Source organism: Paenibacillus sp. OAE614, assembly GCF_040546645.1.
GTDB classification, from domain to species: domain Bacteria; phylum Bacillota; class Bacilli; order Paenibacillales; family Paenibacillaceae; genus Paenibacillus_AQ; species Paenibacillus_AQ favisporus.
Genome location: NZ_JBEPOD010000001.1, coordinates 1,435,962 through 1,451,422 on the forward strand (window position 1 = coordinate 1,435,962; position 15,461 = coordinate 1,451,422).

Consider the following 15,461-nt stretch of genomic DNA (forward strand, 5'->3'; position numbering starts at 1 on the left):
GAAAAGAGGAGATTTATCTTGTACCAAAGTTCTTACTCCCTTGACTGAGAGAGGTTATAGATCCCAAACTCATAAAAGGAATATCCATAATCGGTGGCTCTTTCAATCCCCTGAAATTTAACGTACCTGGCTGTAACGGGGGCAAAATGGACCGTTTCTTTGCCTTCATGGGCCGTAATGATGCCATCATTGTCCTGGATCACGCTGCTCCAGTTCTGCTGGTCGTCGGAGACAAGAATTTTGTAGGTTTTGGCACGGGCGAATTCCCACTCGATTCGGACCGTATCGAAGGTTTTGGCTTCGCCTAGGTCGACCTGAAACCAGCTGTCATTTACGTAGCTGCTCGCCCATCTTGTCGATGAAAACCCATCGACGGCATATTTCGGCGCCAAGGTCGAAACGGAGCCTTCGACGGAAGAGGCGGTTGCGGTTTTATTTTCCGCCAGGTTACCGGCAAGATCATACACCTCTTCTTTCAGCGAGGCATAAGCCGTATCCGAAACGATACGATCCGCGTACAGTTGATCCAGCTTTGCATTGAAACTTTTGAGGAATTGATCAAACTGCGCAGCATTCTTTCCTTCAAAACGCTTCATCTGGTCCAGCTGCGCGTTCAACGAGCGGGGAGCTCCGGGCGTCGTGAACTGCTTTTGCTCGGCGAAGAGGTTCACATGAGCTTTCATGGTGTCAGCGGTAGATGCCGCCCGGATCGTGTAAGCCGTCGTCTTGGATTTGGCAGCCGCCACGGTAATGGCCAATTGATGCTTACCCGGCATTCCCTTCAGATCAATCGGCGTTCCCGGGGCGTAGGGTTTACCGTCGAAAGTGGCCGTAACCCTGGTCAAACCGCTGTCATCGTCTTGGACTTCCCATGTGAATGCAACTGTTTCAGTATTGGGAACCACCACATCGCCATTTAACTTTTGTCCGTTGATAAATACGTTTGCTTCTGGTGGTGTACTGTTATGAACGGCGTATGTTCCGTTCAAGTATTGATACAGCCAGTCATACATGAGACGCAGGCCGGGATCTTTGCTCACCGCCAAATTATAAACCGCATTATTTCCCTGGTAATAAGCTCTGAATCCCTTTTGCATCAAGCCGGTTGCGGCGCCGCTGTTCAAGTAATCGATATAACGCTCACGGAATACGCCGTCCTGAAGCATACGGTCATCAAATTCGACTTCGTTCGACATGCCGTACCGCTTTGCAGTATTTGCGGCATCTTCCAGCCGGTCTTGATCCATGCCGCCAAAGAAATAGTTCGGTTGAAGCGCCGCGGCATCAAATCCTACGTCTTTCCACATATAGCTTTTATAAGCCAAAGAGTGGGGGATCCAGAAAAATTTCAGATTCATGTCATGGACTTTATCGCTCACGGCTTTAATCAAGCCGGGCCCCGTTTCGCTTGTGCTGATTTGTTCTTCCAGCCAGTACATGCCGACAAGCTCCAGATTGGAATAATTCGCGGCCTGCCATCTTTGCCGGACCTGGTCCAGCCACCACTGAACCGCTTTTTTTCTGTTTTCGAGGGCTTTCTCTTGTCCGATGACAGAGGCATTAAAGCTTAACGATTCCCCTGACCCGTCCACATCGCCAAAATCGTTTAAAGACTCCCCTGGATTCGGAATCATGAGCACAACCTTCTCTTTATAATCAGGTTGGTTCAGCTTGGCCCCGACTTCCTTGGTCGCCTCATTCAACTGCTGCATATCTCCCGCAGCTGCAAAGGTTTTGTCCAAATACCAGGTCCAGTCCCCCAGATTTGTTTGCCCAAGACCGAAATCCCGGCCGGCAGGGGAAGCAAGCCCGAGATATAAAACACCGTCAAAAAGCCAGTCGGCAGGTTCCCCGTTCTGATCCACGTAACTGATGTTCGGGATGATCCGTTCCTTGGTCCAGTCCCCTAAACCATCCGCATACTGTCCGTTATACAGCAGATTCAGATTCCGGATCCCGCCCGTAGCGTCGCCCGGCTCCAAAAAATGAGGCTGCTCAGCGGGAACCTTTACCGCTCCGTCAATCTTTCCGTCCGTGCCCATAATTTCAATTTCGTCAATGTATTCCCATTGGGTGGGATGCATCGTGAAGATGACTTTTACATAGCGGGCATAAGCCAGCTTGTCGTCCGCACTCCCGCCTTGGATTCCGTCCCGGCTGCCGTCCCACGCAAACATTTCCTGCCTGGGCGGTCCTTCTCCCCAAAGTAGTTGAGTCGCGTTATGGGAGAGAAGGCCCCAATTCTCCTTATCGTCCGAGACATACATCGATACCGTGAGAGGCACGAGGATGGAGTTGGCAGGGTAATCCTGAAAAAAATGGGCGGTTATTTTTCCGATCGACTTCTCCTCACCCAAATCGAACACGACTTCGCGCGCTTTGCCCCGAACATGTCCTACCCAGGCCGGGTCATTCATATCTAATTGTCCATATTTCCCATCTGTAAGCTTATTCCCGGCATCAGGATGTGACGGATCCGGGGCTTCAGACCATTCATAAGGAAGTCCAAGGGCAAGATTACGGAGCTTTGGCTGCTCCTCATCCGGTGGCGACGCGGGATCATCCGCCGGGGAAATCCCTTTTGCCTGCATCGTCGGAACCAGCTCGCTCGCTTGGGCCGCCGGAACCAGCGACACCATCATGACTGCAGTCATGGCAACCGCAGCCCATCTTTTATACCAACTCATCAAGATCAGCTCCTTTTCTCAAGTTAAGAAACCGCTTTCAAATTTTGGTCAGCATTTTCTCCGAATCAAACTTTCCGTCACCCCCTCACTGCGATTCGATCTGATAGGTGTAAGTCATGGTGACACCCTTCCGCATGATTGATGGTAAATGGGGCCTTGTATGCAAGGCAAGCAACATTTTTTGATGCGTTCGCAATATTTTCATAAGGCTGGAGAGAGGGGGATTTCATTGTCTTTTTTGTGTATCGGTGTATTTTGCTTTGGTTATGTTAGCATCCAAGAAATCTATCATTTTTACGAATAGAATACATCATAGATTTCGAGGAGGTGAGATCCATGCCGAAAAAACCACGGGTAAAGCAAGGGGACGATTTGATGATCGTTGCCGATGCCTATGTGTTGTATTCCCAAAACATTTCTTTAAACACGGATGCATTCAGAGCGGCCGTACGTACGCGGAATGCACAAGCCGTCCGCAATATTCTAGGACTCCCCAGACCGTCTTCCATCTCGTTCTTTACGGCTCAAGACGGGAGACGTTGTGTCAACATTGTCTTTTCTTCAGGAACAACCTCAGGCAGATTAACGATCTGTGTACCTCGCCAATAGTATTTTAAGCGTAGGGAACTCCAAGCTGTCTAGCTTGGAGTTTTTTGATGTTCACTTGTCGTCCGGCCCGAATAAATAAACGGCTTTTTAGCTATAGAGAATAATCGATAAAGAATCATAGGTGAAGGTCACTGGGACCCAGCATTTAAAAGGTCCTGACAAAGATCACTTTCCGCCAAATTATGCGGATGTATTAAGATAATCATCGCTATGTCATGCGAACTGAGCATAGAAGGAAATGGGTCCAGGCTGGCGAACTCCTCAAATAACCGAATTTTAAAAAAGGAAATTATGGTATGGAGGGGGCGTTTAAGGAAATGAAAACGATTCGCAGCATGTTCGAACAGCTGTATTGGGCCGACAAGCGCATACTGGATGCGCTGGAAGCTGGCGGGGATGGGGAATCCGAAGCCGAAGCGATCCGGCTGCTAAGTCATACCCTGCGTGCGGAGCAGGTGTGGTTCACCCGGCTGCAGGGACAGGACAGCAACCACCTGCCGCTTTGGCCAAATGACAGTTTGGATGACTGTAAACGTCTCGCGCAAGAGATGCGGGAAGCCTTCAGCGCATATCTCGCCGAGCTAACCGACGAACGTCTGGACGATGTGATTACCTACAGCAACCAGTACGGGAGGTCGTATCGGACATCCGTTCAAGACATTTTGACTCATCTTGCGCTGCATGGCCAGTATCACAGGGGGCAAATCAACATGAAGCTGCGCACAGCCGGCATGGAGCCGGTCAACGTGGATTATATTACATTTGTGCGGCAGCAGGGACAGTAACCCTCCCGTTCTCACTCAAACGAAAAAGTCATAACCACAGATTGTGGCTATGACTTTTTTTGGGATGACCGGTGCTCCAGTTCGTACGCTAGAAAATATGCCCCAGCTTGTCGGGGTTTCGAACAATATAGATGTTGTGGATCTTCCCATCTTCGAAGTGAAAGAGCAGCACTCCATTGACCGCGCTGTCTTCCGAACGCAGCAGTATGGCAGCTTCTCCATTGACTTGCCCCATTTCGACAGTAGTTCCTTCTCCAAACATGGCTGCTTTGCGCATGCCGCCGAGAAGGTAACGCCCGACCCGTTCACGGGAGACAACCGGATGGACCGTTGCAACCACTTTGCCGCCACCGTCGGCAACCAGCACGACATCTTGGTCCAGCAGCGATAAAAGCTGATCCATGTTCCCTTTCTTGAGGGCTCCCATAAATCCATGAACCCACTGCTGGCTCTCAGGGTGGATCTGAACGGGCTCATCGGAGATCCGTCCCATCTTGGCGCTCGCACGGCTGAACAGTTTCCGGCAGCTCACTTCGCTTTTTTCCATAAGCTCGGCGATCTCGTTGTAATTGAAGCCCAGCGCTTCGCGTAGGATGAACACGGCACGCTCGGAGGTCGTCAGGTTTTCCAGCAGAACAAGCATTCCATAAGAGAGGAGATCATCCCTTTCCAATGCTTCGGTTGAATCGTCGTTTAACATGAGAAAGGGCTCGGGAAGCCATTCTCCATAGTATTCCTCCCTTTGTTTTCGTGCTGATTTCATCATATCTTTACAGTGGTTCGTGACCATTTTGCACAAAAAAGCCTTGGGCTGTGTTAAACGTTCCCGTGGGATATCATGTACCTTCACAAAAACATCCTGCACGGCGTCTTCCGCATCGGAAACCGAACCTGTCAATTGATAAGCAAGCTTGAATAACAGCTTCTTGTACTGCTTGTAAAGATCCTGCATCCGACTTGCTCCTTCCGCAGCTGATTTTCTATTTTCACCTTAAAGGAGTTAGGGCTTTTACACAACCCTTACCGCCACTCGACGATCTCATCGAGGCGCTGCCTTGCTTTTGGACGTTTGGGGTCCTCTTGCCGGTATCCGAAAGCAACCATACAGGACACGCCGAAATCGCCGTCACCGATAATACCCTCGTTTTGTAAAATAGAGGTCACCTGCTTTTTATCAAAACCTTCGATGGGACTGGAATCAATGCCGATTTGAGCCGCGGCTGTCATCATGTTGGCCAGTGCGATATACGTTTGTTTGCATGCCCATTCAAACAGGAGACGGTCATTATTTTCGAGCTCCGTTTCGATGAAGGTTTTATAGAACCCGGAAACCCGCTGCACCACTTCTTCAGGCATATGCTGGATGTCTTTCAGCATTTTAATGACATGAGCCGAATCATGCCTTAAGCCTTGTCTGGCCAAAATCACAACAAAATGGCTCGCCGTAGGCAGTTGTCCCAGGGCACCGCCCGTGACAGGTTTTAACTTTTCGCGGAGCGCCGCATTCTGAATCACGACAAACTTCCAAGGCTCAAGGCCAACCGAACTCGGAGACAATCTCCCTGCCTCCAAAATAAAGCGAAAGTCTTCAACCGGGATTTTTTGGCTGCTATCAAATACATGGCAAGCATGTCTGAATTGAAAAGCCTTTAAAATTTCTTCTTTTTTATTCTCCGCTGTGATCATATGGGATCAACCTTCTTTCGTGGGTTTACACATATAACGAGGTAAGGCTGGCATTTGTGACCGCCGCTCAAACGCGACTCTTGGTTCATTTACAATGCGGAAGTACTGTGTTAAATTTAATCTTGTATCAACAAGTGATATGTTGTTTCATCCTATGAAACAAACGGACGACGACCGTGGACAATTCAATTCGGAAGCTGATGATGATTTAAGGGGGAGAGTCTATGATGGATGAGTCGAGGAAAAACCAGGTAAAGCAGCAGTTTTCCCGGAATGCGGATAAGTACGTGACGAGTGCAATTCATGCCAAAGGCGAGGATCTGGCCTGGCTCGTGTCATGCGCCAAAGCCAACGCGAATATGAATGTGCTCGATATCGCAACCGGGGGAGGACATGTAGCCAATGCGCTTGCCCCGCTGGTTCGGCATGTAACGGCCTGTGATTTAACCCGTGATATGCTGGCGGCAGCAGAACGCTTTATCGGCGGAAATGGACACACGAACGTTAGCTACATAACGGGAGACGCGGAGCAGCTGCCTTTTGAAGATGAATCCTTCGATCTGGTGACCTGCCGAATCGCTGCGCATCATTTCACAGATGTTCCGGCGTTTGCCGCTGAGGCTCTGCGGGTTGCCAAACCTGGAGGGAAACTGCTCTTCATAGACAACGTAGCTCCCGAGCAGGACCCTTTGGATCAATTTTATAATGATATCGAAAAGTTACGGGACCCGAGCCATGTCCGGGCATGGAAGAAATCGGAGTGGATTCATTTGCTCGAATGCACCGGCTTCCGTATCGAGATGGCCGTCTGCTTCCCGAAACCGTTCCGGTTTCAGGATTGGTGCGAGCGGGCGGGGCTTCCGCAAGCGGAGAGAGAGGCTCTAGAGAACAAGATGCTTCAGTCTGCAGAAGATGTACGCCGGTTTTTCTCGATATGTTCTGATGAAAACGGCAGGCTTTCCAGCTTTTCCGGAGAATCCGTCTATATTCAGGCTGTCCGGGTGGAGTAAGCAGACGGGGAGCCGCAACCGTGTAGCTGTCAACATGCAGCCTATTGATAAATTGATTGGTCGGGCCGTCACGTCTGCGTCCCACTTGAATTGGGAACCCGGTGACGGCCGAAATACTGATGCTGAACTTAAGACAGAGATTCGAGGAGGTTGTTGATCTGAAAGGAGTCGTTCAAAATGTTCTTCTGGGAGTTGCAGTGTTTGTTGTAGGATTGATCGTTATTTTACTTCTTACAAGCTCTGATATTGATGCAGAACTGACCTATTATGCGGCGATTGCTTACGCCCTTTTGTACTTAGCAAGCGTCATATCCGTTTGTACCGCGGTTGTCATTAGAAAGATCAATCAATTACATCTAACAGGTTATGACGCAGCAGCAATGAAGAACGCCGGGAATGATAAAAATGTAGGTCGTCAGGCAGGAAATGGCGAAAAGACGGATAAATGATGTAATAGCGCACATAAAATGAATTGGATCATTATTACCGCTGACAACGCAGCGTTAATTGGTTTTAGAAGAATACGCCGCAGCACGGAAGGGTCATGCAAAGAGGCCGGCGGAATTGCCGCTTGTTTGTGTATGCGCTTGCAGAGAGCCGACTACGTTAAGGAGGTTGAGGAAGTAATGGAGCAGCAGGTACAAACCGAAACGAAGAAAACGAGGGGTGGCCGGACCTACGGCATTATCGATTGCGACGTTCATCCGTCCCCCAGAAACACGGACGAAATCCGGTCTTATATGTCCCAGCCGTGGAAAGATCGCTATCACGGAAGCACGCGTGGTTTCTTCGGCAATCCGGTTCACGGCGCACGTCTGGACGCGACGCCACCAGGGGGCGGCCCGACCGGTTCCGACCCCGATTTTCTGCGGGAGCAGCTCATCGACAAATATGGCCATGCGTATGCGATTTTGCTGCCGCGCGCCTTCTGCAATTTGCAGCCCGACCCTGATTTCGGAACCGCAATCGCTGCCGCATTCAACGATTGGCTGGCCGACACCTGGCTCGGCAAGTACAACCATGACGGCGTGTTCAAAGGATCGATTACGGTCAACCATCAGGATCCGCAGGCCGCCGCGCGGGAAATCGAGCGATGGGCCGGACATCCGCATTTCGTCCAGGTCATGACCGATTCCGGTGCTAGGGCCCCTTTCGGACAGCGGCAGTACTACCCCATCTACGAGGCATGCGAACGCCACGGCCTCCCCTTCGCCATCCACCCGGGTACGGACGGCATGGGCATCAACATCCAGCCTTCTCCCGGTTACCCCACGCATTATATCGAATGGCATACCTGTCTTTCCCTGGGCTTCCAGGCCCATCTTGTCAGCTTCCTCACAGAAGGCGTGTTCGAACGCTTCCCGAATTTCAAAATCGTCTTGACCGAGGGCGGCGTCGCTTGGCTGCCCGGATTGATGTGGCGCCTCAACGCGGAGTATAAGGCGCTGCGGTACGAGGTGCCGTGGATGAAACGCCGCCCGAGCGACTACCTGCGGGATCACGTCCGGCTCTCCTCCCAACCGCTGGAGCGGCCCGATGATGACCGCGAGCTGCTGCAGATGCTGGAGATGATGGACGCGAAGCACATTCTGATGTTTGCGAGCGATTATCCGCACTGGGATTTCGATTCGCCTACGCAAACCTTTCCGAGGCTGCCTGAAGAGATGCACCGGCGGATTTTCTTCGAAAATGCCCGCGAACTGTATAACTTATAACCTATTCGGCTGGGAGGAAGCGTGAAAGATGGGAAGACATGTGATCGGGGCAGCGGTGGAACTGCCTCCGGGCAAGAACAAGATCGTGACGGTCGAAGGCCGTTCCGTCGGCGTGTTCAACGTAAACGGTAGCTATTTTGCGCTGAAAAATGCCTGCCCGCATCAAGGCGCACCGCTATGCATGGGCCGGGTGACCGGGATGACCCTGCCGTCCGAGCCGGGACAGTATTTGTATGGAAGGGACGGCGAGATTTTGCGGTGTCCATGGCACGGCTGGGAGTTTGACATTACGAACGGCAAGTCGATCTTTGATCCGCATAAATGTCTGGTGAAGACTTACAAGGTGGAGGTCGAAGAGGAGAATATCGAGGAAGAGAGCCCTTCCGTTGAAACTTATGAGGTCAAAGTGGAGGACGCGAAGATCGTCGTCTATATTTAACGGGGACGAACCCGGGCTGAAGGTGTCATTCGAAGCGGCGGGTCATTTTGGATGCTTGGCAAACATTTCGCCGTATGCGATGATGGGTTCATATATTCGCTCGGGAAGGGGAAATAACGGGTATGAAATGCGCAATTCTGGACGATTATCAACGGGTTGCCTTATCGATGACGGACTGGTCGGCCATCGCGGAGCGCGTCGAGCTCCGTGTATTCGATCATCATTTCGATGACGAGGAGGAGCTGGCCGCCGCGATCGAAGATTGCGAGATCGTCGTCATTATGAGGGAGCGGACGCCGTTCCGGGAATCGCTGTTCCGGCGTCTGCCGCGCCTGAAGCTGCTGGTCACGACGGGCATGCGCAACGCCTCGGTCGATCTGGCCGCGGCTGCGGAACGAGGCGTCGTCGTATGCGGGACGCGAGGAGGCGGCGAGGGGACGACGGAGCTGACCTGGGCGCTCATTCTCGGGCTCGCAAGAAGGCTGGTACAGGAGAACGAAGCGCTGCGCAGCGGCGGAGCCTGGCAGAGCACGATCGGCGTAGACCTGATCGGCAAGCGGTTAGGACTGCTCGGCCTCGGCCATATCGGAAGCAACGTCGCTCGCATCGGGCAGGCGTTCGGCATGGAGGTTATGGCCTGGAGCCAGAACTTGACCGCCGACAAAGCCGCCGCCGCGGGGGTGAAGCTCGCATCGTCGAAGGACGAGCTGCTGGAGAGCAGCGATTTCGTCTCCATCCATGTCGTGCTCAGTGATCGCACGAGAGGGTTGATCGGCGCGCGGGAGCTTGGACTCATGCGTCCGTCCGCCTACCTCATCAACACCTCGCGGGCACCGATCGTTGACCGCGAGGCTTTGATCGAAGCCTTGCGCAGCGGTAAGATCGCGGGTGCCGGCCTGGACGTATTTGAGCAGGAGCCGCTGCCTGCGGACGACCCGCTCCGGAGGATGCCGAACGTGCTGGCCACGCCGCATATCGGTTACGTGACCGAAGCGACCTATCGCGCCTACTTCCGCGGCATCGTCGAGGCGATCGATGCGTACTTGAAAGGCTCGCCCGTGAATGTGATTGGGTAACGAAAGCAACGTCATCACGCCGGACGTGTTCAGCCGCTGTCTCAAGCTTGGCGCATACGCCGCCGTCGTAGGAGCTGCCATTACAAGGCCGAAGGAAATTACGTCCCGATTCGTACAGGCATCGGTGAGATGATTTTTTAATGGATTTTGTGATTGTTTTAAATCCCTGATTCGTCAGTATCTCTGATGGATCCGGGTTTTTTATTTTAATATGAGGGCATTTTTTGGAGCAGCATATTCAGATACGCCAAACCAAATCAGTGCAGCGAGGATTGGTGGGATTTCGCCTGATGTGTTAGAATTCAAGTGTTTGTTCAATCAGATTGCCGAATAATAGCTGGCACAGGAGGGTTCGAACATGAAAATATTGATCGTCGGCGCAACGGGTACGCTTGGAACGGCGGTTCGCCGTGAATTGGAGCAGAGCCATGAGATCATTACGGCCGGACGCAAAGGGGCTGACGTCACCGTCGATATGTCGGTACCTGATAGCATTATCGCCATGTATGATGCCGTCGGCAAGGTCGATGCGGTGATATGCACTGCTGGACAAGCTTACTTCGGTCCGCTGCAGGAATTAACACCGGAACAAAATGAAATCGCGGTCTTAGGGAAGCTGAAAGGACAAATCAACCTTGTGCTGCTGGGGTTGGATCATGTAAATGATCAAGGAAGCTTTACCCTGACTACCGGTATTATTATGGACAGTCCCATTGTGGGCGGAATCTCATCCGCGATGGCGGGCGGCGCAATCAAAGCCTTTGTACAGTCGGCAGCCATTGAAATGCCAAGAGGAATCCGGATCAACAATGTCAGCCCGAACGTACTGGAGGAGTCCATGGATACCTATGGTCCTTATTTCCCGGGCTTTGAGCCTATACCTGCAAGAAGAGCTGCCTTAGCGTTCCGGAAAAGTGTGGAAGGTGCCCAGACCGGACAAACTTATACGGTCTATTGAAGTAAGACGACCGAAGCGAATGTTGTTATCCGTAAAGTCGAAGCTTGTTTAACGAATGTAGCTGTCAGCGAACAAGAGCTTTGGCAGATATGCAGAGCCAGTGGTTGGAGGATATCCAGCGACTGGCTCTTTTTATCCAGTTCCTCGTTCTGCTATCCTCTACAGGATCCGAAGGTTGGTAAATCGAATGATGGAACCCCAGGTCCTACCTGCCGCTAGCGTCTTTGTCATATGTCTGGACGTAAATACCGTCCCCTTCCTGCCATTCGGCGATCAGAACGTCTTTATAATCGGTTATGTGATACGGTTCCAGCTGTGCTCTCAACCAGGTTTCGTCAAATCCGAGATCCTTAATTTCGTCCCATAACACCTTCCCGTCGCGGATGATCGTTACGGGAACGTATACCGGTTTGTCCGGTAGATTCAAGTCCTCCCCGGTCGTTTTCTGATACTTGGATTTTTTTAAAATGCTGAGGGAGCCGTCGGCCTCCAAATAGCAGAAGGCGACCTCCCGAATCGAGAAGGTTTCGCTCTGGCGGAGCAAGCTTTGCAGCTGGTTTATGTTCATCCGGTTTTTCTTCAGCGCCTGAAGATCCAGGACGCCGTTTTTGATCAATGCAGAAGGCTTGCCCTCAAATATCCCCCGGAAAAACAGCGATTTTTGCCCCAGGTATTCGATAATGACAAGCAGCACGCCCCACAGGCAAATGGAATAGATGATATAAGACAGCCCGACTTTCGGTTCATACAAGGCGTTTCCGAGCAGCTCTCCAAACACGATGGAGGCGATGAAGGTGAAGGGCGTAATTTGTTTGATGATTTTTCTTCCGGCAAATCTCACGATCACGAACAATAAAAAAAATCCGACGATTAGTTTGAGGGTTACGGGCCCTAAATGAATTTCCGGCATATCATTAACCTCGCAGCGGTTTCTATTTTGGAATACATTCTATGTATGCCCATATTGCGCCCGATATTTACTATCGACGTTTCAAGCAGGACGGTAACACAAAAGAACCGGCATTTGGCCGGTTCCTGGATTAAAGATAAGTATGTGGATCTGAGACTTGGATTTCCGATATCGCAAGGAAAGCTTCCGCTAAGTGCAGCCTGCTTTCCTTAAAGATTCGTTGATCGACGTTTTCTAATGCGGCGAGTGGCGGAATGAAAGACAGATGTTACAGTTTGCTTACTGTCAGCAATCTTTTTCCCATGAACCATATGACAGTGCCGGTGCCCCACAGAATCAGGGCGGACCCAAGGCCGACAACGGACATATAAGCATTGATGTGAGCCGCGCCAAAGCTGGCCTCCACAGGCAGGAACACCAGTGTTGCGAGCGCGAGCAGACACAGTAACGCCCCGGTTAGATGGTAAAACTTGACCCGGAACAATGAGGCCAGCGGAAAAAAGTGAATTCCGACAATCAGAGCGGTGACGATGGGGATCAACGCCGTGCGGCCGGCGGCATTGCAGACGGCAACCGCAATGGCGATTGCGGCACCCTCTGCCGCAAAGACGATATTGAAACGGATGGCGATCCGTTTGCCGGGCCTGGCATCAGCTACTGCGCTTTGATCCTTGAACTTCCGCGACCCGCGGATCAGCGAGGCACCTCCGATGAACAGCACAGCCCCAATGGCGACAGCTGCGGCTAACCACAAAGGAGCTGCTAACTCCTGCAATCCCATGATGCCGGTATACGCCCACAGCGTACCGAATAAGGCCATAAAAAAAACGCCGCTTGCCGTTCCGCGTATGGCGGAACTATGGATGGTGCCAGATGGTTTTTTCATAATGTTAACTCCTCCGAATGGATATGATCTTCACTGGATTCATCATATCAAACGGACCGAAACCCCCGGTATTCACGGTTGTCATGACTTTGATGTGACAGTTGTCATCAATTTCCCTATGCTCAAACGCCGCAATGTTTCGGCAGTATGCCATGCAAATGAAGCCGACCGGCAATGGGCGCCAGTCAGCTTCTGCAGGCCGTATTATTTTGTCCGCAAATACCGCTTGTCCTTCAGGAATAACCACCAGAACAAAATAAACGCCGGCAGCAGAATGACGGTGCCGAAGCCGTATCCCCAGAGCAGCGACACGAACATCGAGTGGTTCGTAAAACCGGCCTCCACGGTCAGGTCGGGGTGGACGATGTAGGGCATATGGGCTCTCCCGTAGGCGTAGCTCGCCAAGGCAAACTGCAGAATCACGGCGACGACGGACAGGCGCAGCCAGCCTTTTCTGCCGTTTTTCCGGCGGATCCACAGCGCACCGTACCCGATGGCAAAAGCGACGACCGACAGCAAGAACCACATCGACTGCTCCTGCATACGGGCCACGATCCATAACGCTTCCGGAACCATCGTAAACGTCGCCAGGACGGCCATCGCCAGCGCCAGCGGCCCCAGAACGACCGCGATCGAGCGGTAGTGCTGCGAGACCTGTTCGTCGCCGGCTTCCCGGCCATAGTCGGACAGGAACAAGGCGGACAGGAACAGCTCGGTCAGAATGCCGAAGCCGACGTGGGCGTACAGCGTGGCGCTGGTCAGCAGCTTCCCGAACTCGAGCTGGGGAAACCCCTGGCTCATGTGAATAAATCCGCCAAGCGAAATCGGCAGCACGCTGACGAGCAGACCGGGGATCAGCAGTCCGGTGACGCCGGACACGATCCGAAGCGCCAGTTCATGCTTCTGGACAGAGTACGAATAGACGATGAACGCGCTCCGAAACAGCAGCAGGACGAGCACCAGGCTCACCGGCACGAGCAGGAGCGTGCCCAGGACATAAGCGGCCCGGGGAAAAAAGCCGACCAGCGCGACCACGAGCAGGACGAGGAAGACGTTGGTGACTTCCCAGGAAGGGGACAGGAAGCGATTCGCGATGTCGGCCGCATGCGGATTCCGTCTGCTGAACACCATGGACCAGAAGCCGGCGCCGAAGTCAATGGAACCGGCGATGGAATAGATGAAAATAAAGCACCAGAGAATGGTGATCGCAAGCTGCGTGTCGCTCATAGGCTTCTCCCCTCTCCGTTTACGCCCTCCACCCCGTCGAAGGTGACCGGATGCCGTTTGAAATAGTAGTACATCACCACGGCCGTGACGATGAGCAGAAAAACATACAGGCCAAGGAAAAGGACAAACAGCGAACCGAGATGCTGCGCCTTCGTCGCGGCCGACGCCGTCGTCTGCATATGGTAGATCGTCCACGGCTGACGCCCCGTACAGCTGAACACCCAGCCCGTTTCAATGCCGATCATGGACAGCGGGCCGGCCAGCAGCAGGGCGGACAGCAGCCACCTCGGATAGGGACGCTTGGTCAGCAGTCGCAGGCCGACGGTAAAAGCCGATGCGAGGATCAGCAGCGTGCCGATCCCGACCATGACGTTGAACAGCGTATGAATGATCAGCGGCGGCCACTGATCCTCCGGAAAATCGTTCAGACCCTTCACCACCGTGTCGAACCGGTTGCCCGCCAGAAAGCTGAGCGCCCACGGAATTTCGATGGCGCCTTTAATACTGCGGGTTTCTTTATCAGTGACACCGCCGATCGCGAGCGGAGCATAGGCTTGGGTCTCAAAGAGTCCCTCGGCGGCCGCCAGCTTCTCGGGCTGATGCTCATGCAGCATTTGCGCGGTTTCGTGGCCGCTAAGCGCCGTCATGAGCGAAATGATCCCGCCGATGAGCAGCCCAAGGAACAGGCTCTTCTGGTGATAGGACCGCTCGCGTTCCGACGATCCGCGCTTTAGCAGCTTATAGGCGGCTACCGAAGCGACCGCAAACGCCCCGGTCATATAGGCCGAGAGCAGGACATGCATGGCCGTCGTCGGCAGGCTCGGGTTGAACACGGCCGCCCATGGATGAACGTCAAACACCCGGCCGTTTTCCATCCGGAAGCCGCTGGGCGTATTCATCCAGGCGTGGGCGTCGGTAATGAGCACAGCGGACATGCTGGATCCGATCGCAACGAAGATGACACTCAGAATCCGCAGGGTTGGCGGAAGCCGATCCGCCGCGTAGACGTAGATGGACATGAACAGCGCCTCGAGGAAAAAGGCCCAGATCTCAATCTGGAAGGGAAGCGCGATCACTTGGCCGACAATTTCCATAAAGCCGGGCCACAAGAGGGACAGCATCACGCCGACCAGGGTTCCTGACGGAATGGCGACGCCAAGGAGAATGGCGAGGCCTTTGGTCCAGCGTTTGGCGAGCGTGGCGTAGTCCTTGTCCTTTTTCACCTGGTACAAAATTTCCGCGATCACGATCATGAAGGGGATGCCTACCCCGAGTGTCGCAAAGATGATATGAAACGCCATGGACGATCCGAACAGTGACCGTGCCAGCATAACGTTATCCATAAGAAGCCTCCGTTCTGAGCGTAAAGTCGCATCTTATTGTGAACCAAGGCCATCCAAAGTATTCCTGTTCAGATAAATAACGCCAGGAGCGTAAAGCGGCCGGAACAGACAGTAAGCGGGCGGGGACAAT

The 15,461-nt window shown here is 52.8% G+C and carries 15 protein-coding genes and 1 pseudogene; 9 read left to right on the forward strand and 7 right to left on the reverse strand.

Going from position 1 to position 15,461, the window contains the following annotated elements:
• Positions 1–32 precede the first annotated feature (32 nt).
• Complete coding sequence (locus ABIE48_RS06995; RefSeq protein WP_192714955.1) at positions 33–2,687, reverse strand: DUF4855 domain-containing protein; 2,655 nt, start codon at positions 2,685–2,687, stop codon at positions 33–35.
• Between the two features lie 336 nt (positions 2,688–3,023).
• On the opposite strand from ABIE48_RS06995, the gene ABIE48_RS07000 reads away from it, so the two are divergent.
• Together ABIE48_RS07000 and ABIE48_RS07005 are read left to right on the forward strand one after the other, a co-directional pair.
• Positions 3,024–3,296, forward strand: coding sequence for a hypothetical protein (locus ABIE48_RS07000; RefSeq protein WP_145022703.1), 273 nt, complete (start codon positions 3,024–3,026; stop codon positions 3,294–3,296).
• 317 nt (positions 3,297–3,613) lie between these two features.
• Entirely contained in the window at positions 3,614–4,081 is a 468-nt protein-coding gene (locus tag ABIE48_RS07005; protein WP_192714954.1) for a DinB family protein, read from the forward strand.
• Between the two features lie 88 nt (positions 4,082–4,169).
• Here the strand turns inward: ABIE48_RS07005 and sigJ are convergent, their stop codons facing one another.
• Both sigJ and ABIE48_RS07015 read right to left on the reverse strand, forming a co-directional pair.
• Complete coding sequence (gene sigJ, locus ABIE48_RS07010) at positions 4,170–5,033, reverse strand: RNA polymerase sigma factor SigJ (RefSeq protein ID WP_145022698.1); 864 nt, start codon at positions 5,031–5,033, stop codon at positions 4,170–4,172.
• A gap of 68 nt (positions 5,034–5,101) precedes the next feature.
• Positions 5,102–5,767: an NAD(P)H-dependent oxidoreductase gene (locus ABIE48_RS07015; protein WP_192714953.1), complete on the reverse strand. Its 666-nt coding sequence runs from the start codon at positions 5,765–5,767 to the stop codon at positions 5,102–5,104.
• Positions 5,768–5,994: 227 nt separating this feature from the next.
• Here ABIE48_RS07015 and ABIE48_RS07020 point away from each other — a divergent pair, with 227 nt between their 5' ends.
• From ABIE48_RS07020 to ABIE48_RS07050, 7 genes and pseudogenes are all read left to right on the forward strand, one after another.
• A complete protein-coding gene (locus ABIE48_RS07020) occupies positions 5,995–6,777 on the forward strand; it encodes a class I SAM-dependent methyltransferase (protein ID WP_192714952.1) in 783 nt (260 codons plus the stop codon).
• 119 nt (positions 6,778–6,896) lie between these two features.
• Positions 6,897–7,226: a hypothetical protein gene (locus tag ABIE48_RS07025; protein ID WP_192714951.1), complete on the forward strand. Its 330-nt coding sequence runs from the start codon at positions 6,897–6,899 to the stop codon at positions 7,224–7,226.
• Between the two features lie 177 nt (positions 7,227–7,403).
• A complete protein-coding gene (locus ABIE48_RS07030; protein WP_145022688.1) occupies positions 7,404–8,492 on the forward strand; it encodes an amidohydrolase family protein in 1,089 nt (362 codons plus the stop codon).
• A 28-nt stretch (positions 8,493–8,520) separates the two neighbouring features.
• Positions 8,521–8,931, forward strand: coding sequence for a Rieske (2Fe-2S) protein (locus ABIE48_RS07035; protein WP_145022685.1), 411 nt, complete (start codon positions 8,521–8,523; stop codon positions 8,929–8,931).
• A gap of 122 nt (positions 8,932–9,053) precedes the next feature.
• A complete protein-coding gene (locus tag ABIE48_RS07040) occupies positions 9,054–10,007 on the forward strand; it encodes a D-2-hydroxyacid dehydrogenase family protein (protein WP_145022682.1) in 954 nt (317 codons plus the stop codon).
• Between the two features lies 1 nt (position 10,008).
• Positions 10,009–10,140, forward strand: a pseudogene (locus tag ABIE48_RS07045) (N-acetylmannosamine-6-phosphate 2-epimerase); the annotation flags it as partial.
• Between the two features lie 225 nt (positions 10,141–10,365).
• Positions 10,366–10,965, forward strand: coding sequence for a short chain dehydrogenase (locus ABIE48_RS07050; RefSeq protein ID WP_145022676.1), 600 nt, complete (start codon positions 10,366–10,368; stop codon positions 10,963–10,965).
• A 205-nt stretch (positions 10,966–11,170) separates the two neighbouring features.
• Here ABIE48_RS07050 and ABIE48_RS07055 read toward each other — a convergent pair whose 3' ends face one another.
• The 4 genes from ABIE48_RS07055 to ABIE48_RS07070 form a co-directional block, all read right to left on the reverse strand.
• On the reverse strand, positions 11,171–11,875 hold the full coding sequence (locus ABIE48_RS07055) for a DUF421 domain-containing protein (RefSeq protein WP_145022673.1): 705 nt from the start codon (positions 11,873–11,875) through the stop codon (positions 11,171–11,173).
• A 268-nt stretch (positions 11,876–12,143) separates the two neighbouring features.
• A complete protein-coding gene (locus ABIE48_RS07060; RefSeq protein WP_192714950.1) occupies positions 12,144–12,761 on the reverse strand; it encodes a hypothetical protein in 618 nt (205 codons plus the stop codon).
• A gap of 204 nt (positions 12,762–12,965) precedes the next feature.
• Positions 12,966–13,988, reverse strand: a complete 1,023-nt coding sequence (locus tag ABIE48_RS07065; RefSeq protein ID WP_192714949.1) for a cytochrome d ubiquinol oxidase subunit II — start codon at positions 13,986–13,988, stop codon at positions 12,966–12,968.
• A complete protein-coding gene (locus tag ABIE48_RS07070; protein ID WP_145022664.1) occupies positions 13,985–15,331 on the reverse strand; it encodes a cytochrome ubiquinol oxidase subunit I in 1,347 nt (448 codons plus the stop codon). The genes ABIE48_RS07065 and ABIE48_RS07070 overlap by 4 nt, the downstream gene beginning before the upstream one ends.
• Between the last annotated feature and the right edge of the window lie 130 nt (positions 15,332–15,461).

Bases quoted from the DNA above. Each gene is read 5' to 3' on its own strand.
- ABIE48_RS06995 (WP_192714955.1), bottom strand. From the start codon at position 2,687: ATGAGTTGGTATAAAAGATGGGCTGCGGTTGCCATGACTGCAGTCATG.
- ABIE48_RS07000 (WP_145022703.1), top strand. From the start codon at position 3,024: ATGCCGAAAAAACCACGGGTAAAGCAAGGGGACGATTTGATGATCGTT.
- ABIE48_RS07005 (WP_192714954.1), top strand. From the start codon at position 3,614: ATGAAAACGATTCGCAGCATGTTCGAACAGCTGTATTGGGCCGACAAG.
- sigJ (WP_145022698.1), bottom strand. From the start codon at position 5,033: ATGCAGGATCTTTACAAGCAGTACAAGAAGCTGTTATTCAAGCTTGCT.
- ABIE48_RS07015 (WP_192714953.1), bottom strand. From the start codon at position 5,767: ATGATCACAGCGGAGAATAAAAAAGAAGAAATTTTAAAGGCTTTTCAA.
- ABIE48_RS07020 (WP_192714952.1), top strand. From the start codon at position 5,995: ATGGATGAGTCGAGGAAAAACCAGGTAAAGCAGCAGTTTTCCCGGAAT.
- ABIE48_RS07025 (WP_192714951.1), top strand. From the start codon at position 6,897: ATGCTGAACTTAAGACAGAGATTCGAGGAGGTTGTTGATCTGAAAGGA.
- ABIE48_RS07030 (WP_145022688.1), top strand. From the start codon at position 7,404: ATGGAGCAGCAGGTACAAACCGAAACGAAGAAAACGAGGGGTGGCCGG.
- ABIE48_RS07035 (WP_145022685.1), top strand. From the start codon at position 8,521: ATGGGAAGACATGTGATCGGGGCAGCGGTGGAACTGCCTCCGGGCAAG.
- ABIE48_RS07040 (WP_145022682.1), top strand. From the start codon at position 9,054: ATGAAATGCGCAATTCTGGACGATTATCAACGGGTTGCCTTATCGATG.
- ABIE48_RS07050 (WP_145022676.1), top strand. From the start codon at position 10,366: ATGAAAATATTGATCGTCGGCGCAACGGGTACGCTTGGAACGGCGGTT.
- ABIE48_RS07055 (WP_145022673.1), bottom strand. From the start codon at position 11,875: ATGCCGGAAATTCATTTAGGGCCCGTAACCCTCAAACTAATCGTCGGA.
- ABIE48_RS07060 (WP_192714950.1), bottom strand. From the start codon at position 12,761: ATGAAAAAACCATCTGGCACCATCCATAGTTCCGCCATACGCGGAACG.
- ABIE48_RS07065 (WP_192714949.1), bottom strand. From the start codon at position 13,988: ATGAGCGACACGCAGCTTGCGATCACCATTCTCTGGTGCTTTATTTTC.
- ABIE48_RS07070 (WP_145022664.1), bottom strand. From the start codon at position 15,331: ATGGATAACGTTATGCTGGCACGGTCACTGTTCGGATCGTCCATGGCG.